Raw genomic sequence first — 23,056 nt, forward strand, 5'->3', positions numbered from 1 at the left:
GGTTCTGGTGCTGTGGTCGTGAGGTGGAGAGCGGGGGGCTCAGCCGACGCGTTCGATCGCGGCGGCCAGGCGGGTGGTGGAGCGGCCCGGGTGGAACGGGACGGTGACGACCCGGCCGCCCCACTCGGCGAGGGTGACCGACTCGGGGAGTTCGTCGGCCGTGTAGTCGCCGCCCTTCGCCCAGACGTCCGGCTTGAAGCGACGGAGCGCCTCGTCGGGGGTCGACTCGTCGAACACGACGACGGCGTCGACGCAGTCCAGCGCGAGGAGGAGCTCCACGCGGTCGTCCTGCCCCATGATCGGGCGGTCCGGACCCTTCAGTCCGCGGACGGACTCGTCGGAGTTCAGGCAGACGACCAGGCAGTCACCGAGGGCGCGGGCAGCGGACAGGGTGCGGGCGTGCCCGGCGTGCAGCAGGTCGAAGCAGCCGCCGGTCGCGACGACGACACCGCCGGCGGCCCGGACGTCGTGCACGACCCGGAGGGCGTCCCGGTCGGCGCCCGGCACCGCGATCGGTGCGGGTGGTGCGCCCGCGACGAGCGAGGCGACGCCGCCGGCCGCGAGGTACGCGGAGGCGTCGGCGACCCCGGCGGTGACCGCGTCGGCGATCTCCGCGCCCGAGGCGAGCGCGACGGCGACGCCGGCGGCCAGGCGGTCACCGGCACCGCAGGGGTCGCCCGCGGTGACGGAGGGTGCCGGGACGAACCGGGAGTCGAGGCCGCGCTCGGTGCGGCGGCCGACGAGTGCGCCGCGTTCGCCCATGGTCACGGCGACGGCGTGCGCCGCCCACCGCGTGACGAGGTCGGCGGCGGCGTCGGTGGCGAACGCGACCCCGGTGCCGCCGAGCCCGGTGAAGCGCTGCGCCTCGCTCGCGTTCGGGGTGACCACGGTGACGCCGACCACGGGCGCCTCGCCCTTGGGGTGCGGGTCCCAGACCACCGCGGTGCGCTCGGCGACGGCGGTGAGTGCCGACCGCATGTCCTCGGCTGCGGTCAGCCCGCGACCGTAGTCGGCGACGACGACGGCGTCGGCGTCCTCGAGCGCGGCACGCATCTCAGCGGTGACCGCGGGGACGGGCGGGGTGTCGCACCCCTCGTCGATGCGGACGAGGGCGTGGTCCCCGACGCGGACCCGGGTCTTCACCGGGGTCGGTGCGCCGGAGGGGCCCTCGACGATCGTGACGCCCGGCAGGAGCGACCGCAGCCGCTCCGCGGGGGCGTCGTCGCCCAGCACGGTCACGAGACGGACGTCGTGGCCGTCCTTCGCGAGCATGGTGGCGACGAGTCCGGCACCACCGGCCCGGCGCTGTTCCGAGCGGACGTCGAGCACGGGCACCGGGGCGTCCGGGCTGAGCCGTTCGCTCGTGCCGCTGACGTCCACGTCGAGCAGGGTGTCGCCGACGACGACGATGCGGAGCTGACGGTCGGTCATCGGGTGCCTCCTCGGCGGAGCGCGGGCTCCATGGCGCGGCAGAGGGCGTGGACGAGGACGAGCTGCGCCTCCTGCACGTTGGCGGACGGGCCGTCGATGGCGATGACGTCGTCGACCGCGCTCGCGAGCGGGTTCGGGACGGGACCGGTCATGGCGACGGACCGGGCGCCGACGTCGCGAGCGGCGGCTGCGGCGGCGAGCAGGTTCGGGCTCTTGCCGCTCGTGCTGAGGAGGACGACGACGTCGCCGGCCCGGGCGTGCGCGCGCACCTGCCGGGCGAACACCTGCTCGAAGCCGTAGTCGTTCCCGATGGCGGTCACGGCGGAGGTCTCGGCGTGCAGCGCGATCGCGGAGTACGCCGGGCGGTCGCCGTCGAACCGGCCGGTGAGCTCCGAGGTCAGGTGCTGCGCCTCGGCCGCGGACCCGCCGTTGCCCGCCGCGAGGAGCCGACGTCCGGCGACCAGGCGGGCGGCGATGTCGTCCGCCCACGCCGCGATGTGGTCGCCGTGGTCGACGAGCGAGGCGATGACGGGCACCGACGCGGCGATGTGGTCGAGCACGACGCGCGTGCTCGTGCCCTCGGCGGGGCCGGCTGTGCCGGACTCGGTCGTGCCGATCCCGGTCTGCTCGATGGTCATCGGGCGTTCCTCTCGGTGATGGGTGCGGTGGCTCCGACGCGGCCGCCGGCGACCAGGCGCTCGTACACGCGCTGGGTGTCGGCGGCGACCTTCTGCCAGGTGTACTTGGCCTCGGCGCGGCGGCGACCGGCGTGCCCGTAGGCGGTCCGGCGCTCCGGGTCGTCCAGCAGCCCGCCGAGCGCGACCGCGAGGCCGTCCTCGTCGCGCGGCTCGACGTGCAGGCCGGTGGCGTCCTCGACGACGGTGTCGATGAGGCCGCCGACGCGGGAGGCGACGACGGGTACGCCGCACGCCATGGCCTCGAGCGGGACGATGCCGAACGGCTCGTACCAGGGCGCGCAGACGACGACGTCGGCGCTGCGGTACACGGCCCCCATCTCCTCCTGCGCGAGCTGCCCGCGGAAGGACACGTGGTCGCGGATCCCGAGGTCGCGGGCCAGGGAGTCGAGTCGCTGGTACTCGGGGTCGTCGGGCAGGTCGGCCCCGGCGACACCGGCACCGCCGACGACGACGAGCTCGACGTCGCGACCCTCGGCGACCAGGCGGGCGACGGCGGCGATGGTCGTGCCGACGCCCTTGCGCTGCACGAGCCGGGAGGCGGTCAGGACGCGGTGGGTCCGGCCGCGCTCCTCCACGGGGCCGTCCGGGCGGAACAGCTCGACGTCGACGCCGCAGGGCACGACGGAGATGGAGCGGAGGGGGACGCCGAGTGTCTTCAGCTCGAACGCCTCGTCCGAGCACGTCGCGACGACCTGGTCGGCACCGCGGCCGACGGCCGGTTCGAGCCACTCACGCTCGGGCGGGCTGGTGTCCGCCGAACCCTGGTGCCGACGCTTGACGACACCGAGGGCGTGGAAGGTCTGGACGACGGGGATGCGCGGCTCACCGGTGCGCAGCTGCACCTGGGTGACGGCCTCGAGGGCCGCGTGCCCGGACATCCAGAAGTGCCCGTGCACCACGTCGGGGCGCTCGGACAGCCACTCGGACGCCAGGACCTGGGCGAACGTGCCCATGTAGGGCAGCAGGTCGTCCTTCGGCACGTGCTCGGCCGGACCGGCGTCGACGTGCACGACGTCCACGCCGGGGCGGAGGGTGACACGGACGGGCAGGGCCGCGTCGTCGCGGCGTGTGTAGACCGTGACCGTGTGGCCGCGGTCGGCCAGGGCCGCGGAGAGGGCGGCGACGTGGACGTTCTGGCCGCCGGCGTCGACGCCGCCGAGCGTCGCGAGCGGGCTCGCGTGCTCGGAGACCATGGCGATCTGCATCTAGCTGCTCCTCCCACCGGCCGGCAGCGCTGCGGCTCCGGCGGTCTCCGTCTCCCGCTCCGGACGCGGCGTGCGCATCCGGGCGTGGTGCTCAGTGTGCACGTCGTCGAGCAGGGCGTCCCAGTCCGCGGTGAAGCGGGACAGCGCGTGTCGCGCGAGCACGGCCTCCCGGGCGACGAGACCGCGTCGGCGCGCCTCGTCGGGGTCCTCGAGGAGCGTCCGGGAGGCCCGGACGAGCTCGTCGACGTCCGTCGCGATCGCACCGGCCTCGGCGGGCACCGTGCGGGACGCGTCCGTGGTGGCGAGGACGAGCACCGGCATCGCCATGTGCATCGACTCGATGAGCGACAGCCCGAGCGAGGTCCAGCGGTTCGCGTGGACGTACGCGCGGCGCTGCGCGAGGGCCGCGTGCATCGGGTCGGGCTTCACGTCCCCGAGCCCGACGAGCAGGTCGCCGTGGCCGAGTCCGGCGAGCTTCTCGGTGCCCATGCCGAAGACGTCGACCGGGGCGACCGCACCGAAGCGGGGGAGCAGGTCGGTGCCGACGACCCGGTTGCGGCGGACCGGCTCGTTGATGACGGCGCCGAAGCGCTCGAGCTCGCCGGTGTACAGAGCACCGGGGTCGACGACGCCGTGTTCGACGACGGTGGTCCGGGTCGAGCCGCAGTCCCACATCAGGGCGTTCCAGTGCGTCACGTGCGCGATCGTCACGTCGTCCCGGTCCCGGAACGGGTGCAGGCTGTCGGGTACGTCGACGCGTGGAGCGTTGTGCTCGACGAAGACGGTCGGGAAGTCCGTCCGCCCGAGGAGCCGCTGCGCGACCGCGAGTTCCTCCGGTCGCTGCAGGACCACCAGGTCCACGCCGGCGTCGGCGACGTCCTCGGGTGCGATCTCGACGGCGTTCGTCCCCCAGTCCCGGCCACCACGGCCGAGGCCCCAACCGTCACGCTCCGGGGTGGTCGGGATGAGGTACTCGTGCGGGCCGCGGACGAAGGCGTCCATCCAGCCGCCGTGCACGTGCCACACGAGGATCCGCATGCACTGCCTTTCGGTCGCTGTCGATCAGGAGGAGGAGGAGGAGGAGGAGGAGGAGGAGGAGGAGGAGCAGCAGTGCCGCACGCTACCGATCGGCGTCTGGCGGCGTTCGCAGGGACCCCTGGTTCGTCCGGAGAGCGCACCCGACGAGCCGTTCGTGGGCCGCGAGGACGTCGTCGACGCCGACACCGGCCAGACACGGGTGGCCGGGCACGGGGCAGTCGCGTGCCCGGCTGAGACGGCACGGCGCGCCCTGGTCGCCGAGCAGTTCCACGTGCGCCGCGTACGGCGCCCACTTCACGGCGGGGACCACGGGGGAGAACAGACTCACGATCCGGGCCCCGACCGCTGCGGCGAGGTGGGCCGGCCCGGTGTTCCCGACGACGACGACCTCGGCGCCGGCGAGGACGGCGGCCAGCTCGGCCGGGCTGGTCCGACCGCCGAGGTCGATGCCGGTGCTGCCGGCGACCGCGGCGGTCAGCTCCCGCTCGCTCGGCGAGCCGGTGACGACCACCGGGACGCCGAGCCGGGCGTACTCCGCCACGAGCGCCCGGTGGGAGGACGGCGGCCAGGACCGCGCCTCCACACTGGCGCCGGGGTGGACGACGACGTACCGCTCCAGCGCGGCCACCACCGGGGGCACCGCGACGTCCTCGCCGACGCGGACCCGGAGCAGTCCGTCGTCGCCCTCGGGCAGGGTGAAGCCCGCGGCCGCGGCGATGCGGAGCGCTCGTTCGGGTTCGGGGACGTCCTCGGGCAGGTCCTCCCCGGGTCGGAGCCGGACGTCGAGCAGCGAGCCCGGGTGGTCGACGGACGCACCGGAGACCCTCGGCACCCCGGCGAGCCGGAGCAGCATCGCGAGCGGCAGCGGGGACTGGTGGAAGGACGTCAGCACCACGGCCTCGTCCGGGCGTTCCGCGTCGACGAGGGCGCGGAACTCGGCCAGGACGCCGTCGTCGAGCGGTCGGGCGGTCTCCGTGACCCACGGCGCCGCCCACACCCGGAGCGTGTCCACCCCGGGCAGCAGCGCGCCGGCCGGGGCACCCTGCGGGCCGCACAGCAGCGTCACGTGGTCGGCGCCGGCCGCGACGGCACGGACCGCCGGCCCGGCGACCAGGACGTCGCCGAAGGAGTCGAGTCTGGCGACGAGCACCCGCCGACCGCCGGTGTCCCGGTCGCTCTCGGTGTCCTCGGCACTCGCTGTGTCCGCGGCACGCACGGTGTCCGCGGCGTTCACGGCGTCACCGGTGCCGCCTGGGCGACGACGAGTGTGACCGCCTCCTCGATCGTCCGGGCGACGGTGGTCGCGCCGTCGACCTCGGCCGGCAGGGTGCGTGCAGTGGGCACGAGGACGCCTTGCCCGCCCGCTGCGGCCGCGGCACCGACGTCCGCGCCGATGTCCCCGATGACGACGAGGTCGGCCGGGTCGAGGCCGAGCCGTGCGGCCGCCGCGAGCACCATGCCGGGGCGGGGCTTGCGGCAGGCACAGTCGTCGGCGCGGTCGTGCGGGCAGACCTCCCACACGTCGAACGGCCCGACCAGCTCGTCCACCCGGGCGTTCGTCGCGTCGACCTGTTCGCGGGTCGCCATGCCCTTCGCGATGACCGACTGGTTCGTGACGACGCCCACCGCGAGTCCCGCTGCCCGGGCCGCGGCGACGGCGCGCGCGGCACCGGGGACCGGGACGACGAGGGCCGGGTCCGCGTTGTAGGGGACGTCGACCACCAGGGTGTCGTCTCGGTCGAAGAGCACGCCGCGCAGCGGTCGGTCGGAGAGGGCCACACCCCTCTCTACCGGGCGGACGCCGGGCTCGCCCAACCGGGCGCTGTCCGGTGGCGCGCCGCGGACAACTCCCCGGGCGTGGCGGACGGGGCGGTCGGCGCCCGGTAGCGTCGGGCCACGTGACCGCCGTTCCCACCCTGCCCCCGTCCGACGGCCGCCCGGAGCTCGTGGTGCTCCGTGCGATCAAGCTCGGCGACCTGCTCGTCGCCGTCCCCGCGCTGCACGCCCTCCGGCGGGCGTTCCCCGGGCACCGGATCACGCTCGCGACGACGGCCTGGCTCGCGCCGGTCGTCGAGCTCGTCCCCGACGTGGACGTGCACCTCGCCCAGCACGGCCTCGACCACCCGATCGCGGTCCCGGCGGGTGTCGTGGACGTCGCGGTGAACCTGCACGGTGCCGGCCCGGAGTCCGGGCAGCTCATCGACGCGCTGCAGGCCCGCCGCGTCATCGGACACGGCGCACCCGACGGGCCCGAGTGGCAGCACGACGTGCACGAGCGCGAGCGGTGGGCGGGTCTCATGACCGCGCACGGCATGCCCGCCGACCCCGACGACGTCTCGATCGCGGTCCCGGCCGTCCCCGCCGTCGTCCAGGGCGCGGCGGTCGTGCACGTCGGCGCCTTCCACGGCGCCCGGCACTGGCCGGTCGACCGCTTCGCCGCCGTGGTGCGGGGGCTCGTCGAGCGCGGCCACCAGGTCGTGCTGACGGGAGGCGCGGACGACGTCGAGCGCGCACTGGCCGTCGCGGAATCGGCAGGTCTGGACGACGCGGCGGTGCTCGCGGGCCGTCTCGACCTGCAGCCGTTCGCCGCGGTCGTGGCGGCAGCGAGCCTCCTCGTCACGGTGGACACGGGAGCGGCGCACCTGGCGTCGGCCTACGGCATCCCGTCCGTCGTGCTGTTCGGTCCGGCTCCGCCCGAGGCCTGGGGCCCGCCCGCGTCCGGCCCGCACGTGGTCCTCACCGACGCCTCGGTCCGGCGCGGTGACGTCTTCGCGGAGGACCCGGACCCGGCGATCCTCGCGGTCACCGCCGAGGACGTGCTCGCGGCCGTCGACGGGCTCGGGGTCGTGCCCGCCGTCCGCGCACCCAGCGCCGATCGGTAGCGTCGATCCGACGGCACGGAAGGTCCGGCCGTCGGAGGGAGTCGCCGTGTTCGAAGCAGCCAACATCCGGGACTGGATCGGTCTGCCGGTCGTCGACGACCAGGACGACAAGATCGGCACCCTCGAGAGCATCTACTACGACACCGCGACGTCGGAGCCGGCGTTCGGGTCGATCACGACCGGCGTCGTCGGGAAGAAGCTCGTCTTCGTCCCCCTCGTCGGCGCGACCGTGACCCCGAAGCACCTCGTCGTGACCTTCGACAAGAAGGCCGTCAAGGACGCTCCGTCGATCGCGACGGACGGCGAACTCGACGCCGCGCTCGAGCCCGAGCTCTTCGCCCACTACGGTCTGCCGTACCAGCCCGGCGCGGGCGGCGAGCGTCGCCTCGGTCGTCGCTGACATCCCGGCGGCGGGAGTCGAGCCGGACGGACCGACCGTGCCCGCTCGACCCCGCCCGTCGGGCCGCCCACCCGCCCGAACCCGTTCCGGAGCCCACCCTGCGCCGCTCGACCGTCCCCCGCGTCCTCACCGCGCTCGTCGCGACCGTCCTGCTGGCGGGGACGGCGTCGGTCGGCGGGGTACCGGGCACACCGACCGCTCCCGGTGCCGCCGTCGCCGCTCCGCTCTGGCCCGTCCCACAGCCCTTCCCGGCCACCGACGACCCGCCCGAGACGCTCGCCGGGCTGCCGCCGGGCAGTGCGTACGTCGCGCTCGGTGACTCGTACTCCGCCGGGTACGGGCTCGGGCACCCCACCGGGCTCCCGGTCCGGGCGTGCGCGCAGTCCGGCGAGGACTACCCGCACCGCATCGCCGCCCGCTTCGGACTCGACCTCACCGACGTCACCTGCGCGGGCGCGACGAGCGAGGACGTCCGGGACCGCGTGCAGTTCCGCGGCGCCCGGCCGCAACTCGAGGCGCTGTCCGCCGACACGCGGCTCGTGACACTGACGATCGGCGGCAACGACGCCGACCTGTTCGGCACCGCGGGCTCGTGCCTGGCACTGTCCGCCACCGGCCCGGTGTTCTCCGGCCAGAACGCCCCGTCCTGCCGGTCGACACTCGCGTCCGACGGGGTGGACACCCTCGGCGCCAAGATCCAGGGCCGCGTCGCCCTCGGCGTCGCCGAGACGCTCGCCGACGTCCGGGCCGCGGCGCCGAACGCCACGGTGATCGTGCTCGGGTACCCGGCGATCTTCCCCGACGCGGCACACACCCCGTCGTCGGGCTGCTTCCGCCCGGCCGTCGACCTGGGGACCCTGGCCGGGCGGTTCCCCCGGGACACCTACCCGTTCACCGACGCCGACGTCCGCTGGCTGCACGGCGTGCAGGAGCAGCTGGACGACGTGACCCGGAACGCGGCGCAGGCCGCGGGGGCGACCTTCATCGAGGTGTTCGCCGAGACGCAGGCGCACTCGGCGTGCGCGCGGAAGGGCGCCTACGTCGAGGGGATCTCGCTCGAGTCGCTCGGCGGCCTGAGCCGGATCGACCTCCGTCCCGGCGCGCTCCACCCGAACCGCGCCGGTGTGCGCTTCCTGACCGACCGGACCGCGGACGTGCTCCGGAGCAGGTTCGGCTGAGCCGACACGTCCGTCTCGGACCCGCGACCCGGTCCGGGTGCCCCGCGACCGCGGAGCGGGTCAGCGCAGCACCGCGGCGAGCCGGTCCAGGAGCACCGGGACCGCCGTCAGCGCCGAGATGTGTCCGTCCGCGGGCCGCTCCTCGTACGCCACGGCGGGGAGTGCCGCGGCGAGGCGCCGCCCGTGTGCGACCGGCACGACCCGGTCGCGGGCTCCGTGCACGACGGTCGTCGGGACGGTCACGGCGGACAGCGGGAACCCCCAGTCGGTGACGAACGCCACGTCGTCGTCGGTCGCGCCCTGCAGGCCCGACCCATCCGCCGCCGTCGCGTCCTGCCCGAGCGCGGCCCAGTCCCCGTCCAGGGCGGCCCAGTCGCGGTCGACGAACTGGGACGGGTCGAACGTGGCGGTCGACGCCCAGGCGAGACGGGCCTCCCGTCCGGCGGCGGCCGACCGGAGGCCACCGTCGGCCGCCATGCCGTCCCACCACCCGGTCGTGTCGTCGAACGGCGCGGGCGAGGCGACGACGGCCGCGGCGGCGACCCGGCCGGGCAGCAGTGCCGCGGCGGCGAGCGCGTGCGGGCCACCACCGGACCCGCCGAGGACCGCGACGCGGGGGAGTCCCAGCGCGTCGAGGACCTGCTCGAGGTCGCGAGCGCCGTCCGCGACGCGTCGTCCGGGCAGGGGGTCGGCTCCGCCGTAGCCCGGTCGGGTCACCGCGACGAGACGGAGCCCGCGGGCCGCCGCCGCGCTGGTGAGCGGCTCGAAGAGGGCGCCCGTGTGCGGGGACTCGTGGTGCCACACCACGGTGGGCCGGACGGCGTCCGGTGCGGTGTCGTCGACGAGGACCGAGCGGCCGTCGCGGAGTCCGATGCTGCGCATGCGCGCGAGGGTAGTCTCCGACCGTGCCCCTCCGTTCCGCCGGTCTCCTGCTGCACCGGGGGAGCGGTCCCGCCCTCGAGGTGTTCATCGCGCACATGGGTGGCCCGTTCTGGCGTCGGCGGCCGCGGGCGTGGACGATCCCGAAGGGCGAACCGGTCGCGGGCGAGGACACCCTGGCCACCGCGCTGCGGGAGTTCACCGAGGAGATCGGCACAGCACCGCCGGACGGTGTCCCGCACCTGCTCGGCGACTTCCGGCAGGCCTCGGGCAAGGTCGTCACGGTCCACACGCTGCACGCACCGGACTTCTCCGTCGACGTGGTGCGCAGCAACACCGTCGCGCTCGAGCTGCCGCGCGGCTCCGGTCGGTTCGTCGAGGTGCCCGAGGTCGACGACGCGCGCTGGACGCCGGTCGACTCCGCGCGCGGGCTCGTCGTGGCGGGGCAGGTCGCCGCGCTCGACGCCCTCGCAGCGCGCACCTGACGCCTCCCGGCACGCGCCGGCTGCACCCGGCTCCGGTTCCGGAGGGACCGTCGCCGGACCGCGGCGTGCGCGCGCCGCTACCGCTCGCCGACGGTCCGGACGGAGCCGGTCGCGGTGCGGATCGAGCCCGTCGCCGCTCGGTGGACCGTGGCGACGGAGCCCGTGATCGTCTTGATCGCCCGGCTCACGGTCGGGATCGAACTCGTGACGACGGCCAGCGACGAGGTCAGCACCTCGATCGACGACGTGCTGAGGTGCGGCTGCGCGGTCGCGTGCACCGGGAACCCGCGGCGCGCGAGCACGACGACGGAGAGCCCGCCGAGGAGCACGACCGCCCCGGCGAACGGCAGCGTCTGCAGCCCGGAGAGCCCGAGCACCTGCCCCCCGAGCGCGGCACCACCCGCGATGCCGATGTTCGACGCGCCGTTCACCAGGGCGCCTGCGATCTCCGGGCTGACCCCGCCGGTGCGGATCGCGGCGGCCATGAAGAGCGTCCCGGTCGTGCCGTTCGCCGCCATCCAGACCCCGGCGACGAGCATCGTGCCGGCCAGGGACCCGTGCGTGAACGGCATCACGACGAAGGCGGCGGCCATCGCGGCGATCGACACGACCAGCGTCTGCCGGGGTGCGCGGTCGACGAACAGCCCGGCGAGCCAGAGTCCGACCACGCCGGTGCCGCCGAGCACGAGCAGCGCGCCGGACACCATGCCGGCGTCGAGCCCGGCGTCGACGACGTAGGGGCCGACGTACGTGTACACGACGTAGTGCCCGGCGAACAGCAGCAGGTCCGCGACGACGACGGAGAGCAGTCCGGTCCGGGCCCACGCCCTGGGGGACCCGACGTGCGGGGACGCGGCCCCGCGGACGGAGGGGAGGAAGGCCGCCGCGACCACGGCGAGGACGGCGGCGCACGCGGCGACCCCGCCGACGGCCGGTCGCCAGCCGACCGTCTCGCCGACGCCGGTGGCGAGCGGCACGCCGATCACGAAGCCGAGCGAGCTCCCGGAGTAGACGAACGCGATGGCCCGGCCGGCCAGCCGCGGCGGCACGATCCGGGTGGCGTACGCGGACGCGACGGAGAAGAACAGGGCGTGCGCGACGCCACCCACGACCCGGCCGGCGCAGACGACGGCGAACGAGGGCGCGAGGGCGACGAGCGCGTTCGACACGGTGTACCCGACGAGGGTGGCGACGAGCACGGTCTTGCGCGGCAGCTTCGCCGTGAGGGACGTCAACGGCAGCGCGAGCAGCGCGACGGCGGCCGCGTACACCGTGATGACGACGCCCATGGTCGACTCGGTCACGCCGAGGTCGCGGCTCATGGTCCCGAGCAGGCCGACCGGCATGAGTTCGGTCGTGATGGCGAAGAACGTGGCGAGCCCGAGCACGGCGATCCCGACCACCGACGACGTCGTGACGGTGATCGGCGTCGTGTACGGGTGGACGGTCTGGTTGCTGGTGGTGGACACGGCGGCTGACCTCCTCGAGGACGTGGAGGAGCGCGCGCGGACGACGGGTCGGCCGGGGAGAGCGCGCTCGGGTGGACGGGATGTGGAGACGGATTTCTTGCCACTCCACGGCGAGTGCGCCCGTCCAGTGTTGCACGCTCGATCCGGTTCGCGCGAGGGCACCCGGGTGGCTCTCAGGAGCGCTCCAACGCCGCGCGGGCAGGAGCCGTCAGTACATCCGACTCGTGGCGGTGCTCGTGACCGTGCCGCGTACCGCACCGCCGACCAGGCGCACCCACAGCGTCCCGCTGGCCGACGTCGCGGAGAGCGAGACCGTGCCGTGGAGGGCGTCCTCGCGGGGGTAGCAGGCGCTCGTCCCCTCGATCCGGTCCGCCGTGGCGACGAGGCAGATGGTCGACGGGTCCCGTCCGACCGCCGCCCACACGTTCCACGGTGTGCCCGCCGCGTCGCCCGACAGCGAGCGGTTCGTGAAGACGAGCCGCGTCGAGCGCAGCGCGACCGGGGCCTCGATGGAGCCGGGGAGTTGGTCGGCGAAGGTCTGCGGCAGGTCGAGCATCTGTTCGACGGTGACCGTGCCGGCCGCCGGGGTCACGGTGGCGCGACCGGGTGCCGCGGACCTCGCGCCGACCGAGAGTCCGACCCCGGTGCCGAGCACCAGTCCGACCACGACGGCGCCGGCACCGGACGCCCAGAGCACGGTCCGGTCGGTCCGGCGCGCCCGGTCAGCCAGCCGTCGGGCACCGGCGAGGAGGCCCGATCCGCCCCGGTCGGGCGCGTCGCGATCCGCGCCGTTGTCCGCGCCACCGACGACGACGCCGCCCTCTCCGACCCCGTCCCCGCCGACCCGCTGGTCGTCGGCCCGGTGGTCGTCGGCCCGGTGCTCGCCGGGGTCGCGGACGTCGGCGTCCCCGGCGACGCCCGGGATGACCGCGCCGTCGTCGGTCGGGTCGCCCTCCGGACCGGCCGACCGGCCACGTCGCGACGCGGGGCGGGCCGCCGCCCGTCGACCGTCGGCGCCGGAGGACGTGGCGGGCGCGACGTCGGAGCGGGGGCGCCTCCGGGCCTCCCGGTCGAGGTCCGCCAGCGCGATGCGGGCGCGGGCAGCCTCGGTGGGTGTCGACGCGGCGCCCCAGGCGATGCGTTCGAGACGGGCACGTGCTGCCGCGTCGTCGTCGGTCCGGCTCATGCGCGCTCCTCGTCGTCACGCCTGGGGCAAGACTGCCACCGCAGCGGTGTCGGCGCCCACCCAGACCGGGGGGAGTACGCCCGAGGGATGACCGACGCGCAGAACGACCAGTCGACCGACCCGGCGGTGCCCGCCGACGCCACCGGTTCCACACCGGCGGACGTCGACGAGGAGACCCTCGAACCGCTCAGCCACGACACCCAGTCCGGCGCGGCCGACTACGTCGCGACGAGCCCGGGCGGCAGCGGCACCGAACGCCACGTCCCGCTCCCCGAGGAGGAACAGGGCCGCGACACCGAGTACGACCCGGTCGACCAGGGACCGCAGCAGGAGGGCCAGGGCGGCTGAGCCGCGGCTCGTGCGGCCCCGCGCCCGCCGTCACCGCACGAGCCGGCGCAGGACCGCGCGCTCCGCGAGCGTCCACACGGCGCTCGTGACCAGGTACAGGGCGGCGGCGAGCGGCGCGACCGCGGCGAAGACGACCGAGACGAACGGGACCCACCGCGCGATCCCCGCCGTGACGGCCGCTCCCGGCACGGTGACGTCCGGGGCGGGGACAGGCGCCGGGTTCCAGTGCTGCTGTGCCCGACGCGTGTGCTCGACCGCGACGACGAGCACCGCGAGCAGCACGAGCACGAGCCAGCCGTGCACCCACAGCGGGGACGTCAGCACCGCGACGGCCGACTGCGCGAGCGGGATGCCGGCGAGGGACGCGCGGAGCAGGGTGTTGACCGTCCCGTCGATGCTCGCGTGCGTGAAGACCGTGTACAGCAGCGAGACCACGGGTGCCTGTGCGAGGACGGGCAGGCACCCGGCCAGCGGTGCCACCCGTTCGGCCGTGTACAGCTCCTGGAGCGACCGCTGGAACCGTGCGGTGTCGCGACCGGCACGTCGGCGGAGTTCCGCGATCCGCGGTGCGAGGCGGCGACGGTCCCGCTCCGCCCGGACCTGCAGCACGGACAGCGGGACGAGCAGGACGCGGACCGCGAGGGTCAGCACGACGACGGCGAGCGCCGCTGCTGCCGGTCCCGCGACCGGGGTGAGGGCGTCGGTGAGGACGGCGACGAGGTCCGCGCCGGCGTGCAGCACGGCGCTGAGGCCGGGCAGGGTGGTGATGTCCATGGATGGTCCTTCGATCGGAGGGGTCGGGCGCGAGCGCGGCCCGACACCGACCGGTGTCAGACCGCCGGGACGCCCCCCGGAGCCCGTGACCGCATGTGCCCGTCCGCATCCGGGTCGCTCCAGGCGATCCGGGTGACGAGGTCCGGTGCCGTGGAGGGCACCGGGAGACGGTCCGCTCCGACCGCGGCGATGAGCAGGGCGACGAGCCGCAGCACGAGCGCGGCTGCGGCGAGCGCGGCGATCCCGGCGACGGTGACGCCCACGACGGTGACGCCGAGCACGGCGACCGCGAGGGCCGGTGGTGCACCAGGGACCCATGCGTGACCGAGCGCGGCGGGGCCCGGCGCGTGCAGCGCGGAGACCACGCGGAGCAGCACCTCGATGACCGTCATGGTGCGGCTCAGCGTACCGTCCGCGAGCCTCCGGAGACGTGCCGGGGACGCGGGGCAGGATCGGTGCATGAGCGCAGCTTCCCCGAGCACCCCGGCGACGGTCGCGCTGGAGCGGGCCGGCGTCCCCTACAGGCCGCACGTCTACGAGCACCACGAGAGCGCGACGAACTTCGGCGAGGAAGCAGCGGCGGCACTCGGGCTCCGCGAGGAGCAGGTCTTCAAGACCCTCGTGGTGTCGGTCGACGGTGAACTCGCGGTGGCGATCGTCCCCGTGGCGGACCGGCTCGACCTCAAGGCCGTCGCGGCGGCCGTCGGCGGGAAGAAGGCGTCGCTCGCGGACCCCGCGCTCGCGGAACGCCGCACCGGGTACGTCGTCGGCGGGATCAGTCCGGTGGGACAGCGGACACGACTGCGCACCGTGCTGGACGCGTCGGCCGCCGACCACGCGACGATCTTCGTGTCCGGCGGGCGCCGCGGGTTCGACATCGAGGTGGTCCCGGCCGACCTGGTGCGCGTCACCGACGCGAGCACGGCGGCCATCACCCGGACCTGAGTCGACTCGCCGCAACTTCTTCCCGGACACGGGAATGACCGCGGCCCTCCTGCGTTGCATTGAGCCGAAGGCACTCAAGTTCCTCAGGAGGTCCCTTTGCCACAGACGTTCGGCCCGACCGGCGGCAACGACTCGTTCGACGAGTTCCTCGCACGACTGCTCGCGGCTTCACAGAACCCCGGTCAGTCCCAGCGGTCCGTGCCGTTCGGACGGCCGGTCGACATCACCCGGCTCCTCAGCCGGCGCACCCACGAGCTGCTCCAGCAGACGGCCGCGTACGCCGTCGAGCAGGGTCAGCACGAGATCGACGCGCTGCACGTGCTGCACGTGCTCGTCGGCACCGAGCCCTTCGCGGCCGTCCTCCGGTCCGCGGGTGCCGACCCCGAGCGGTTCGCCGCCGAGGTCGAACAGCGCCTCCCGATGCCGTCGGGTGACCGTGTCGAGGGTCGCCCGGCCCTGACCCCGTCCGCGCAACGGATCCTGCTCGAGGCCACCCAGGCCGCGCGCGGGTTCGGCAGCACGTACACCGACCCCGAGCACGTCTTCTTCGCGCTCGTCACCGACCAGGACACCGTCGCGGGGCAACTCCTCGCGAGCGCCGGCGTCACCCCACAGGTGATGCAGTCCTACGCGCACGACGCGGCCGAGGCCGCACGAGAGGGGCGACCCATGCCCGGCACCACCACCGCCGACCAGGACCAGCAGTCGGAGACCCCGACGCTCGACCAGTACGGAACCGACCTGACGGCACGCGCTCGTGACGGCCGCATCGACCCGGTGATCGGCCGCGCCGACGAGATCGAGCAGGCCGTCGAGATCCTGCTCCGCCGCACCAAGAACAACCCCGTCCTCATCGGCGAGCCCGGCGTCGGCAAGACCGCCATCGTCGAGGGACTCGCCCAGCGCATCGTCGACGGAGACGTCCCGGCCCTGCTGCAGGGCAAGCGCGTCGTCGCGCTCGACCTGCCCGGTATGCTCGCCGGCACCCGGTACCGCGGTGACTTCGAGGAGCGCCTGACCAAGGCGATGGACGAGATCGCCGCGCACGCGGACGAGCTCATCGTCTTCGTCGACGAGCTGCACACCGTCGTCGGCGCCGGTGGTGGCGGCGAGGGCGGTTCGATGGACGCCGGCAACATCCTCAAGCCCCGCCTCGCCCGCGGTGACCTGCACCTCGTCGGCGCGACGACGCTGAAGGAGTACCGCCGCATCGAGAAGGACGCCGCACTCGAGCGTCGCTTCCAGCCCGTGACGGTGGGGGAGCCGAGCGTGGAGGACGCGGTCGCGATCCTCACCGGTCTCAGCCCCCGCTACGCCGAGCACCACGGCGTGACGTACTCCGACGCCGCGCTCCGAGCGGCCGTCGAGCTCTCGCACCGCTACGTGACCGACCGGCACCTGCCGGACAAGGCCATCGACCTCATCGACCAGGCCGGTGCCCGCCGTCGCCTCGCCCGGTCGGGCGACGTCGACGTCGAGGCGCTCCGCGCCGAGGTCGCCGACCTCACGGCCCGTAAGGACCGCGCCGTCGCCGAGGAGCAGTACGAGGAGGCGTCCGACCTCCGCGACGAGATCGCCGGACTGGAGGCCCGGATCACCGCCGCCGACACGGGTGACGTGGCCGCGTCCTCCGTCGCGCACCCCGTGGACGACGTCATCACCGAGGCGGACATCGCAGCCGTCGTGTCGCGCGCCACCGGGATCCCGGTGACCCGACTCGGGTCGGCCGACAAGACCCGCCTCGCGAGCCTGGAGTCCGAGCTGCACGACCGCGTCGTCGGCCAGGACGACGCCGTGCGGGCGATCGCGAAGGCGGTCCGACGCAGTCGCACCGGGATGGGCGACCCGCGTCGCCCGGTCGGCAGCTTCCTGTTCCTCGGACCGACCGGTGTCGGCAAGACCGAGCTCGCCAAGGCGCTGGCCTCGTCGCTGTTCGGGGACGAGTCGGCGATGCTCCGCTTCGACATGAGCGAGTTCGGCGAACGCCACACGGTCTCGCGACTCGTCGGTGCCCCTCCGGGGTACGTCGGCTACGACGAGGCCGGACAGCTGACCGAGCGCGTCCGTCGGAACCCGTACTCGGTGATCCTGCTCGACGAGGTCGAGAAGGCGCACCCGGACGTGTTCAACCTGCTCCTGCAGGTGCTCGACGACGGACGGCTCACCGACGGACAGGGCCGGACGGTCGACTTCCGGAACACGGTGGTCATCATGACCTCGAACATCGGGTCGGAGTTCCTCGCGTCCCGCTCGGGTGCGCTCGGCTTCTCGGTGGCGGCCGACGGCGGCTACGCGGAGGAGGACCTCCGCAACCGCGTGATGGGCAGGCTGCGCGAGTCGATGCGGCCGGAGTTCATCAACCGGATCGACGAGATCGTGCTGTTCCGCAAGCTCGAGCGCGGGCAGCTGCGCTCGATCGTGTCGCTGCTCCTGCAGGACACGGCGTCCCGGCTGGCGGCACAGGGCATGGTGCTCTCGGTGTCCGAGTCGGCGACCGACTGGCTCGCCGAGCACGGCTACGAGCCGGAGTACGGCGCCCGTCCGCTCCGCCGACTGATCCAGCGTGAGGTCGACGACCGCATCGCGACCCTGGTGGTCGACGAGCAGGCGCACGACGGTGGCACCGTCCGGATCGACGTCGAGGACGGCCGGCTCGTCGCCCGCGCGTCCGCCCCCGCCGCGGTCTAGTCCGACCCACACCCGAGCACGGCCCCGGTACCCCAGCGGTACCGGGGCCGTGCTGCGTCCGGCGGCACCGATCGTGTTCGGCGATGCAATTCCAGGAATGTTCGAGAAAGGGGTTGCGCTCGCATTCCTGACGCCGATAGTGTTCACGAGCATCACCGGCTGTACGAGACCGAGAGGGGGCCGACAATGATGATCTCCACGACGAACCCGTTCCGTGGAATCCGTGGGATCGGCGGCACCCCGCTCCGTTCGCACTGACGCGGGACGTCCCGCTCCAGCCGTCCTCCCTCGATCGATCGAAGCTCCATCCCGCGCTGCGCTGACTGCGTGGTGGTGCCGCTCCGGTCGTCGTCGCACAATCCTGTCGTGCCGCGCCGCACGCGCCGTGCACGCCACGACTGCCCGTCCTGCTGACGGCCGCCCGTCCTGCTGACGGCAGCCCGTCCTGCTGACGGCAGCCGGGCGTGGCGGCGGGGTGGACCGAGGTCGGGCCGCGAGCGGCGGACGTCTCCCGCGACGACTCCACGCGGTGACCCCGTTCGGTCACCGACAATGCAGCCGTGCGCATTCCTGCGCGCCCGGCGACCATTCTCGCCCGCATTCACCGGGCGGTCTTCCGGACCCGTTCCCGACGCATTTCCGCGCTCGGTGGTCGGGTTCTCCGTCATGCCCTCGGGCACCCACGAAAGGCACCACCGTGTCGAACGACATCGACGTCCGTCCCCCCGATACCCGCGCGGTGCGCCGCCGGGTCACGCTCGCCGACCGCATCGCCCTCCGGATCGGCATGTCGCTGATCATCTGGAGCCGTCGGACGCACCACGTGCGCCCCTCGGTCGACTTCGCGACCCGGCAGCGGCTCGACCGCGAGCGGCGCGAGCGCGAGCTCGACCTGCTCGTGCGGAGCGCCGCGATGCGCATGTGGCGCTGAGCGCGCCGCGTCGCGGCCGCCTCCGCACGGACGAAGCTGCACCACGATCGGACCACGAAGACGACATCGAACCAGGCTCGTCGCCTGGTTCGATGTCGGATTCCTGGTTCGCCCCCCCGACGGCGTGCCGGCGCCTAGCGCTTCCGGTTGGCCACCAGTGCGACCGCGTACGACGGGAACCACGTGCCGGCAGCGGGGCCTCCGTTGCAGGTCCCGTCGCTCGCGCCCGGCGTCTTCACCCAGAGCAGGGCGTCGAGCCGGGTCCTGCCCGCCGCGACCTGCGGTCGCCCGCCGAGGCCGGCCCCGGTGGGGTTGCACCAGGTGCCGAGCCACCCACGACCGTTCCTCGACACGTCGATGACGTACCGGGCACCGCCCGTCATCGTGCTGAGTCGCTCGGCGTAGACCCGCTCACCGTCGACGCCGTAGAAGTTCGCGACGTTCGTGAAGAAACCCCGGGCCTGGGCGACGCCGGCCTCCCGCAGGTACGACGCCTGCAGCTCAGCGCTGTTCCAGTTCTCGTTGCCACCGTCCAGGTAGGTGGGGACGCCCGCGGCGGCGTAGTCGCGCACGGCGGCAGCGATGATCCCCGGCCGTCTCGCGCGTTCTGCGGTGCACGTGCTCAGGTGCGCCAGGGAGTCCGGCTCGACGATCACGACGGCCCGGTGCCCCTTGAGGTCGGCCGCGATGCGGCGGTTCCACTCGGCGTACCGGGACGGGGTGAGGCCGCCCGCCGAGTACCCGCCGCAGTCGCGGTTCGGCACGGCGTAGGTGACGAACACCGGTGTCGTGCCGGCGCGCTCGGCGGCGGCGAGGTTCCGTGCGATCACGCGGTCCAGCGCGTCGCCCGTGTACCACTCGCCGAGCCAGATCGCGATCGGCTGCTGCGCGATGGTCCGGGCCGCAGCGGCCTCCCTCGTCCGGCCCGCAGCGCTGAGTGCCGCCGCGGCCTGCGCGGGCTGGCTGTCCGACTGCCGGAACAACCCACCGGCGAAGACCTGCCCGGGTGTCGCGGAGTGGAGGGCAGCGCGCGGCAGCGGTGCGACGACGGCCGCTGTCGCAGGGGCCGGGGACGTGACGCTGCCCGCAGCCACCGCCGTCGCTGCGATCGCGAGCGCGACCAGTGTCCTGATCCTCGAGTGCATGATCCCGTCCTGTGTCCGTCCGCTGCCGGGACGCCCCCGCCGTCCCGCTCCACCTGCCGCAGACCATCAGAACCCGTGGAGCGGCGAGAGGGCGATCTCCAGAACGAGGGACAGACGCCGGACAGCCGGGTACGTGCGGCGCCTGCGGTCGCGTACCGTTGTGCGGTGACCGAAACCGCAGCTGCACTCGTCGAGCGCCTGACCGCCATCGTCCCGGACTTCCCGAAGCCCGGCATCCTGTTCCGCGACGTGACGCCGGTGTTCTCCGACCCGGTGGCGTTCGGCCGCGTCTGCGAGGCCCTCGCGGCGCCGTTCGCGATCGGTGCGGGCTTCCAGGCGGTCGCCGGCATCGAGGCGCGCGGGTTCGCCCTCGCCGGCGGCATCGCGGCGCAGCACCAGGTCGGCGTCCTGACCGTGCGCAAGGCCGGCAAGCTGCCCGGCGAGGTGCTCAGCGAGCAGTACGCGCTCGAGTACGGCGAGGCAGAGCTCGAGCTCCGGCCGGGCCAGCTCCCGCAGGGCACGCGCGTGCTCGTCGTCGACGACGTCCTCGCGACCGGGGGCACCGCTGCGGCGACGGTCACGCTGCTCGAACGCGCGGGGTACGAGGCGATCGGCTTCGCCTCGCTGCTCGAGCTCGACGGGCTCTCGGGCCGGGAGCGCCTCGAGCCGCGCCTGCCCGTCACGACGCTCGGCCGCGTCCCCGCCTGAACCGCCACGGCCGCGCACTAGTCTTGAGCCACCCCTGAACCGACCGAGGAGCACCACCATCGTGACCGACGCAGTCGCACCCGAGCCCGCCGACGTGCCCCAGGCGCCCGAGCCCCGCACCGCGACGACGACCACGACGGGCACCGAGCTGTTCGACGGCGTCCGCGGTGTCGTCGCCGTCCGGGTGGCCGGTGTGCTCAAGGACCTGGCGGCCGAGGTGGCGGCCGGCGACGTCGTCGAGCCGGTGACCCTCGACGAGCAGGACGGCCTCGACATCCTCCGGCACTCCGCCGCGCACGTGCTCGCGCAGGCGGTGCAGCAGATCAACCCGGACGCGAAGCTCGGCATCGGGCCGCCGGTCACCGACGGCTTCTACTACGACTTCGACGTGACCGAGCCCTTCACGCCCGAGGACCTCAAGGCGATCGAGAAGGGCATGGACCGCATCGTCAAGCAGGCCCAGCGCTTCCGCCGCCGGGTCGTGACGGACGACGAGGCTCGCGAGCTCGTGGCGGGGGAGCCCTACAAGCAGGAGCTCATCGGCCTGAAGGGCGCCGCTGCCGATGGCGACTCGGGCGAGAGCGTCGAGGTCGGCGCGGGCGAGCTCACCGTGTACGAGAACGTCGACCCGAAGTCCGGCGAGGTCGTCTGGCAGGACCTCTGCCGCGGCCCGCACGTCCCGCACACCCGGTGGATCGGCAACGCGGTGAAGCTCATGCGCGTCGCCGCCGCCTACTGGCGCGGGTCGGAGAAGAACCCGCAGCTGCAGCGCGTGTACGGCACCGCCTGGCCCGACAAGGACCAGCTCAAGGCGTACCTCGTGCGCCTCGAGGAGGCGGCGAAGCGCGACCACCGCAAGCTCGGCGCCGAACTCGACCTGTTCTCGTTCCCCGACGAGATCGGCTCGGGCCTCGCGATCTTCCACCCCAAGGGCGGCATCATCCGCCGTGAGATGGAGGACTACTCGCGTCGTCGGCACGAGGAGAACGGCTACTCGTTCGTCTACACGCCGCACATCACCAAGGGCGACCTGTTCGAGCAGTCCGGTCACCTCGGGTGGTACAAGGACGGCATGTTCCCGCCCATGCACATGGACGAGGCGCGGGACGAGGACGGCAACGTCACCCGACAGGGCGCGGACTACTACCTCAAGCCCATGAACTGCCCGATGCACATCCTGGCGTACCGGTCGCAGGCCCGCTCCTACCGCGACCTGCCGCTGCGGATGTTCGAGTTCGGCACGGTCTACCGCAACGAGAAGTCCGGCGTCATCCACGGCCTCACCCGGGTCCGTGGCCTGACCCAGGACGACGCGCACATCTTCACCACGCAGGAGAAGATGAAGGAGGAGCTCACCACGACCCTCCAGTTCGTGCTGTCCCTGCTCCGCGACTACGGTCTCGACGACTTCTACCTCGAGCTCTCCACCAAGGACCCCGAGAAGTACGTCGGCGACGACGAGGTCTGGGAGGTCGCGACGAACACCCTGCGCGAGGTCGCCGAGGAGTCCGGGCTCGAACTCGTCGCCGACCCCGCCGGTGCGGCCTTCTACGGCCCGAAGATCTCCGTGCAGGCGCGCGACGCCATCGGCCGCACCTGGCAGATGTCCACCGTGCAGCTCGACTTCAACCTCCCCGAGCGGTTCGGCATCGAGTACACGGCTGCCGACGGCACCCGCCAGCGCCCGGTGATGATCCACCGTGCCCTGTTCGGGTCGATCGAGCGGTTCTTCGGCGTCCTGACCGAGCACTACGCGGGGGCGTTCCCGGTCTGGCTGTCCCCGGTGCAGGTCGTCGCGATCCCCGTCGCCGAGGAGTACGGCGACTACCTCGACGAGGTGGTCGCGAAGCTCCGTGCGAAGGGCGTGCGCGCCGAGGTCGACCACTCGGACGACCGCATGCAGAAGAAGATCCGCACGCACACCAAGGCGAAGGTGCCGTTCCAGCTCATCGCGGGCGGCGACGACCGCGACGCCGGGGCCGTCAGCTTCCGGTTCCGGGACGGCCGCCAGGACAACGGCGTGCCCGTGGACGAGGCCGTTGAGCGCATCACGACGGCCATCCGCGACCGCGTGCAGGTCTGATGTCCGGCCCGCTCGACGACGAGGGCGACCCGCTGGTGATCCGGGACGCCGCCACCCAGGCGGCGGTCCCGGACGCCTTCCAGCGCCTGTGGAACCCGCACCGGACGGCGTACATCGACGCCGGCCGGGCGGGCGAGGGTCGCGGGCACCGTGACGACTGCCCGTTCTGCGAGGCACCGCGGAAGTCCGATCGTGAAGCCCTGATCGTCGCGCGGGGCGAGCACGCGTACGTGTTGCTCAACCTGTACCCGTACAACAACGGCCACCTGCTCGTCTGCCCGTACCGACACGTCCCGCTCTACGACGAGGCGTCGCCGGAGGAACTGCAGGAGATCGGCGAGCTGACCCAGACCGCGATGCGGGTCCTCCGCCGGGTCGCCCACTGCGACGGGTTCAACATCGGGATGAACCAGGGCGAGGTTGCCGGCGCCGGTGTTGCCGCACACCTGCACCAGCACATCGTGCCGCGGTGGCAGTCGGACGCCAACTTCTTCCCGATCATCGCCCGGACGAAGTCGCTCTCGCAGATGCTCGGCGAGACCCGTCGACTCGTCGCCGAGGGGTGGCCGGAGCACTAGACTGG

The 23,056-nt window shown here is 73.9% G+C and carries 23 protein-coding genes; 11 read left to right on the forward strand and 12 right to left on the reverse strand.

The features are described from left to right. Positions 1-39 precede the first annotated feature (39 nt). The 6 genes from DEI84_RS04235 to DEI84_RS04260 all read right to left on the reverse strand — a co-directional run bounded on the left by DEI84_RS04235 (position 40) and on the right by DEI84_RS04260 (position 6,151). Positions 40-1,431, reverse strand: coding sequence for a PfkB family carbohydrate kinase (locus tag DEI84_RS04235; RefSeq protein ID WP_110889793.1), 1,392 nt, complete (start codon positions 1,429-1,431; stop codon positions 40-42). Further along, positions 1,428-2,069 carry an SIS domain-containing protein gene (locus DEI84_RS04240; protein ID WP_110824915.1) on the reverse strand — a complete coding sequence of 214 codons (642 nt, stop codon included), beginning with the start codon at positions 2,067-2,069 and terminating at the stop codon, positions 1,428-1,430. The genes DEI84_RS04235 and DEI84_RS04240 overlap by 4 nt, the downstream gene beginning before the upstream one ends. Then, entirely contained in the window at positions 2,066-3,334 is a 1,269-nt protein-coding gene (locus DEI84_RS04245) for a glycosyltransferase (RefSeq protein WP_110824916.1), read from the reverse strand. Before DEI84_RS04245 ends, DEI84_RS04240 begins: the two co-directional genes overlap by 4 nt. After that, positions 3,335-4,372: a glycosyltransferase gene (locus DEI84_RS04250; protein WP_110824917.1), complete on the reverse strand. Its 1,038-nt coding sequence runs from the start codon at positions 4,370-4,372 to the stop codon at positions 3,335-3,337. 82 nt (positions 4,373-4,454) lie between these two features. Then, positions 4,455-5,522, reverse strand: coding sequence for a glycosyltransferase family 9 protein (locus DEI84_RS04255; RefSeq protein WP_181420353.1), 1,068 nt, complete (start codon positions 5,520-5,522; stop codon positions 4,455-4,457). Positions 5,523-5,602: 80 nt separating this feature from the next. After that, entirely contained in the window at positions 5,603-6,151 is a 549-nt protein-coding gene (locus tag DEI84_RS04260) for an HAD-IIIA family hydrolase (protein WP_110889794.1), read from the reverse strand. A gap of 119 nt (positions 6,152-6,270) precedes the next feature. On the opposite strand from DEI84_RS04260, the gene DEI84_RS04265 reads away from it, so the two are divergent. The 3 genes from DEI84_RS04265 (at position 6,271) to DEI84_RS04275 (ending at position 8,832) form a co-directional block, all read left to right on the forward strand. Further along, a complete protein-coding gene (locus tag DEI84_RS04265) occupies positions 6,271-7,254 on the forward strand; it encodes a glycosyltransferase family 9 protein (protein WP_110889795.1) in 984 nt (327 codons plus the stop codon). Positions 7,255-7,300: 46 nt separating this feature from the next. Further along, entirely contained in the window at positions 7,301-7,654 is a 354-nt protein-coding gene (locus DEI84_RS04270) for a PRC-barrel domain-containing protein (RefSeq protein WP_110824920.1), read from the forward strand. A 284-nt stretch (positions 7,655-7,938) separates the two neighbouring features. Further along, a complete protein-coding gene (locus DEI84_RS04275) occupies positions 7,939-8,832 on the forward strand; it encodes an SGNH/GDSL hydrolase family protein (protein WP_220032868.1) in 894 nt (297 codons plus the stop codon). Positions 8,833-8,892: 60 nt separating this feature from the next. Here the strand turns inward: DEI84_RS04275 and DEI84_RS04280 are convergent, their stop codons facing one another. Continuing rightward, positions 8,893-9,714 (reverse strand): alpha/beta fold hydrolase, encoded by an 822-nt coding sequence (locus DEI84_RS04280; protein WP_110889797.1) that lies wholly within the window; start codon positions 9,712-9,714, stop codon positions 8,893-8,895. Between the two features lie 23 nt (positions 9,715-9,737). Between DEI84_RS04280 and DEI84_RS04285 the strand changes: the two genes are divergently transcribed. Further along, positions 9,738-10,196: an NUDIX domain-containing protein gene (locus tag DEI84_RS04285; RefSeq protein WP_110889798.1), complete on the forward strand. Its 459-nt coding sequence runs from the start codon at positions 9,738-9,740 to the stop codon at positions 10,194-10,196. 77 nt (positions 10,197-10,273) lie between these two features. Here DEI84_RS04285 and DEI84_RS04290 read toward each other — a convergent pair whose 3' ends face one another. Both DEI84_RS04290 and DEI84_RS04295 read right to left on the reverse strand, forming a co-directional pair. Next, positions 10,274-11,665 (reverse strand): MFS transporter, encoded by a 1,392-nt coding sequence (locus DEI84_RS04290; protein ID WP_110889799.1) that lies wholly within the window; start codon positions 11,663-11,665, stop codon positions 10,274-10,276. A 208-nt stretch (positions 11,666-11,873) separates the two neighbouring features. Then, complete coding sequence (locus DEI84_RS04295; RefSeq protein ID WP_110889800.1) at positions 11,874-12,851, reverse strand: hypothetical protein; 978 nt, start codon at positions 12,849-12,851, stop codon at positions 11,874-11,876. A gap of 87 nt (positions 12,852-12,938) precedes the next feature. Here DEI84_RS04295 and DEI84_RS04300 point away from each other — a divergent pair, with 87 nt between their 5' ends. Next, entirely contained in the window at positions 12,939-13,199 is a 261-nt protein-coding gene (locus DEI84_RS04300; protein WP_110824926.1) for a hypothetical protein, read from the forward strand. A gap of 30 nt (positions 13,200-13,229) precedes the next feature. Here DEI84_RS04300 and yidC read toward each other — a convergent pair whose 3' ends face one another. Together yidC and DEI84_RS04310 are read right to left on the reverse strand one after the other, a co-directional pair. Beyond that, positions 13,230-13,973 carry a membrane protein insertase YidC gene (yidC, locus tag DEI84_RS04305; protein WP_110889801.1) on the reverse strand — a complete coding sequence of 248 codons (744 nt, stop codon included), beginning with the start codon at positions 13,971-13,973 and terminating at the stop codon, positions 13,230-13,232. Between the two features lie 56 nt (positions 13,974-14,029). Further along, complete coding sequence (locus DEI84_RS04310; protein ID WP_110889802.1) at positions 14,030-14,365, reverse strand: DUF6412 domain-containing protein; 336 nt, start codon at positions 14,363-14,365, stop codon at positions 14,030-14,032. Positions 14,366-14,432: 67 nt separating this feature from the next. On the opposite strand from DEI84_RS04310, the gene ybaK reads away from it, so the two are divergent. The 3 genes from ybaK to DEI84_RS04330 all read left to right on the forward strand — a co-directional run bounded on the left by ybaK (position 14,433) and on the right by DEI84_RS04330 (position 18,537). Next, positions 14,433-14,918 carry a Cys-tRNA(Pro) deacylase gene (ybaK, locus tag DEI84_RS04315; RefSeq protein WP_110889803.1) on the forward strand — a complete coding sequence of 162 codons (486 nt, stop codon included), beginning with the start codon at positions 14,433-14,435 and terminating at the stop codon, positions 14,916-14,918. A 96-nt stretch (positions 14,919-15,014) separates the two neighbouring features. Continuing rightward, the gene (locus DEI84_RS04320) at positions 15,015-17,606 is read left to right on the forward strand and encodes an ATP-dependent Clp protease ATP-binding subunit (RefSeq protein ID WP_110889804.1); all 2,592 of its coding nucleotides are present in this window, start codon (positions 15,015-15,017) and stop codon (positions 17,604-17,606) included. 697 nt (positions 17,607-18,303) lie between these two features. Next, complete coding sequence (locus DEI84_RS04330) at positions 18,304-18,537, forward strand: hypothetical protein (protein ID WP_110889806.1); 234 nt, start codon at positions 18,304-18,306, stop codon at positions 18,535-18,537. Between the two features lie 134 nt (positions 18,538-18,671). Here the strand turns inward: DEI84_RS04330 and DEI84_RS04335 are convergent, their stop codons facing one another. Continuing rightward, positions 18,672-19,682 (reverse strand): glycoside hydrolase family 6 protein, encoded by a 1,011-nt coding sequence (locus tag DEI84_RS04335; protein ID WP_110889807.1) that lies wholly within the window; start codon positions 19,680-19,682, stop codon positions 18,672-18,674. Between the two features lie 165 nt (positions 19,683-19,847). Here DEI84_RS04335 and DEI84_RS04340 point away from each other — a divergent pair, with 165 nt between their 5' ends. The 3 genes from DEI84_RS04340 (at position 19,848) to DEI84_RS04350 (ending at position 23,051) form a co-directional block, all read left to right on the forward strand. Continuing rightward, the gene (locus DEI84_RS04340; RefSeq protein ID WP_110889808.1) at positions 19,848-20,390 is read left to right on the forward strand and encodes an adenine phosphoribosyltransferase; all 543 of its coding nucleotides are present in this window, start codon (positions 19,848-19,850) and stop codon (positions 20,388-20,390) included. Positions 20,391-20,451: 61 nt separating this feature from the next. Further along, a complete protein-coding gene (thrS, locus tag DEI84_RS04345; protein WP_375537641.1) occupies positions 20,452-22,473 on the forward strand; it encodes a threonine--tRNA ligase in 2,022 nt (673 codons plus the stop codon). Next, complete coding sequence (locus DEI84_RS04350) at positions 22,473-23,051, forward strand: HIT domain-containing protein (protein WP_110889809.1); 579 nt, start codon at positions 22,473-22,475, stop codon at positions 23,049-23,051. Before thrS ends, DEI84_RS04350 begins: the two co-directional genes overlap by 1 nt. The last annotated feature ends 5 nt before the right edge of the window (positions 23,052-23,056 follow it).

Source organism: Curtobacterium sp. MCBD17_023 (assembly GCF_003224415.1).
GTDB lineage: Bacteria > Actinomycetota > Actinomycetes > Actinomycetales > Microbacteriaceae > Curtobacterium.

Excerpts from the sequence above, each read along its gene's own strand:
- DEI84_RS04235 (WP_110889793.1), bottom strand. The coding sequence starts at position 1,431 with ATGACCGACCGTCAGCTCCGCATCGTCGTCGTCGGCGACACCCTGCTC.
- DEI84_RS04240 (WP_110824915.1), bottom strand. The coding sequence starts at position 2,069 with ATGACCATCGAGCAGACCGGGATCGGCACGACCGAGTCCGGCACAGCC.
- DEI84_RS04245 (WP_110824916.1), bottom strand. The coding sequence starts at position 3,334 with ATGCAGATCGCCATGGTCTCCGAGCACGCGAGCCCGCTCGCGACGCTC.
- DEI84_RS04250 (WP_110824917.1), bottom strand. The coding sequence starts at position 4,372 with ATGCGGATCCTCGTGTGGCACGTGCACGGCGGCTGGATGGACGCCTTC.
- DEI84_RS04280 (WP_110889797.1), bottom strand. The coding sequence starts at position 9,714 with ATGCGCAGCATCGGACTCCGCGACGGCCGCTCGGTCCTCGTCGACGAC.
- DEI84_RS04295 (WP_110889800.1), bottom strand. The coding sequence starts at position 12,851 with ATGAGCCGGACCGACGACGACGCGGCAGCACGTGCCCGTCTCGAACGC.
- DEI84_RS04300 (WP_110824926.1), top strand. The coding sequence starts at position 12,939 with ATGACCGACGCGCAGAACGACCAGTCGACCGACCCGGCGGTGCCCGCC.
- yidC (WP_110889801.1), bottom strand. The coding sequence starts at position 13,973 with ATGGACATCACCACCCTGCCCGGCCTCAGCGCCGTGCTGCACGCCGGC.
- DEI84_RS04310 (WP_110889802.1), bottom strand. The coding sequence starts at position 14,365 with ATGACGGTCATCGAGGTGCTGCTCCGCGTGGTCTCCGCGCTGCACGCG.
- ybaK (WP_110889803.1), top strand. The coding sequence starts at position 14,433 with ATGAGCGCAGCTTCCCCGAGCACCCCGGCGACGGTCGCGCTGGAGCGG.
- DEI84_RS04335 (WP_110889807.1), bottom strand. The coding sequence starts at position 19,682 with ATGCACTCGAGGATCAGGACACTGGTCGCGCTCGCGATCGCAGCGACG.
- DEI84_RS04350 (WP_110889809.1), top strand. The coding sequence starts at position 22,473 with ATGTCCGGCCCGCTCGACGACGAGGGCGACCCGCTGGTGATCCGGGAC.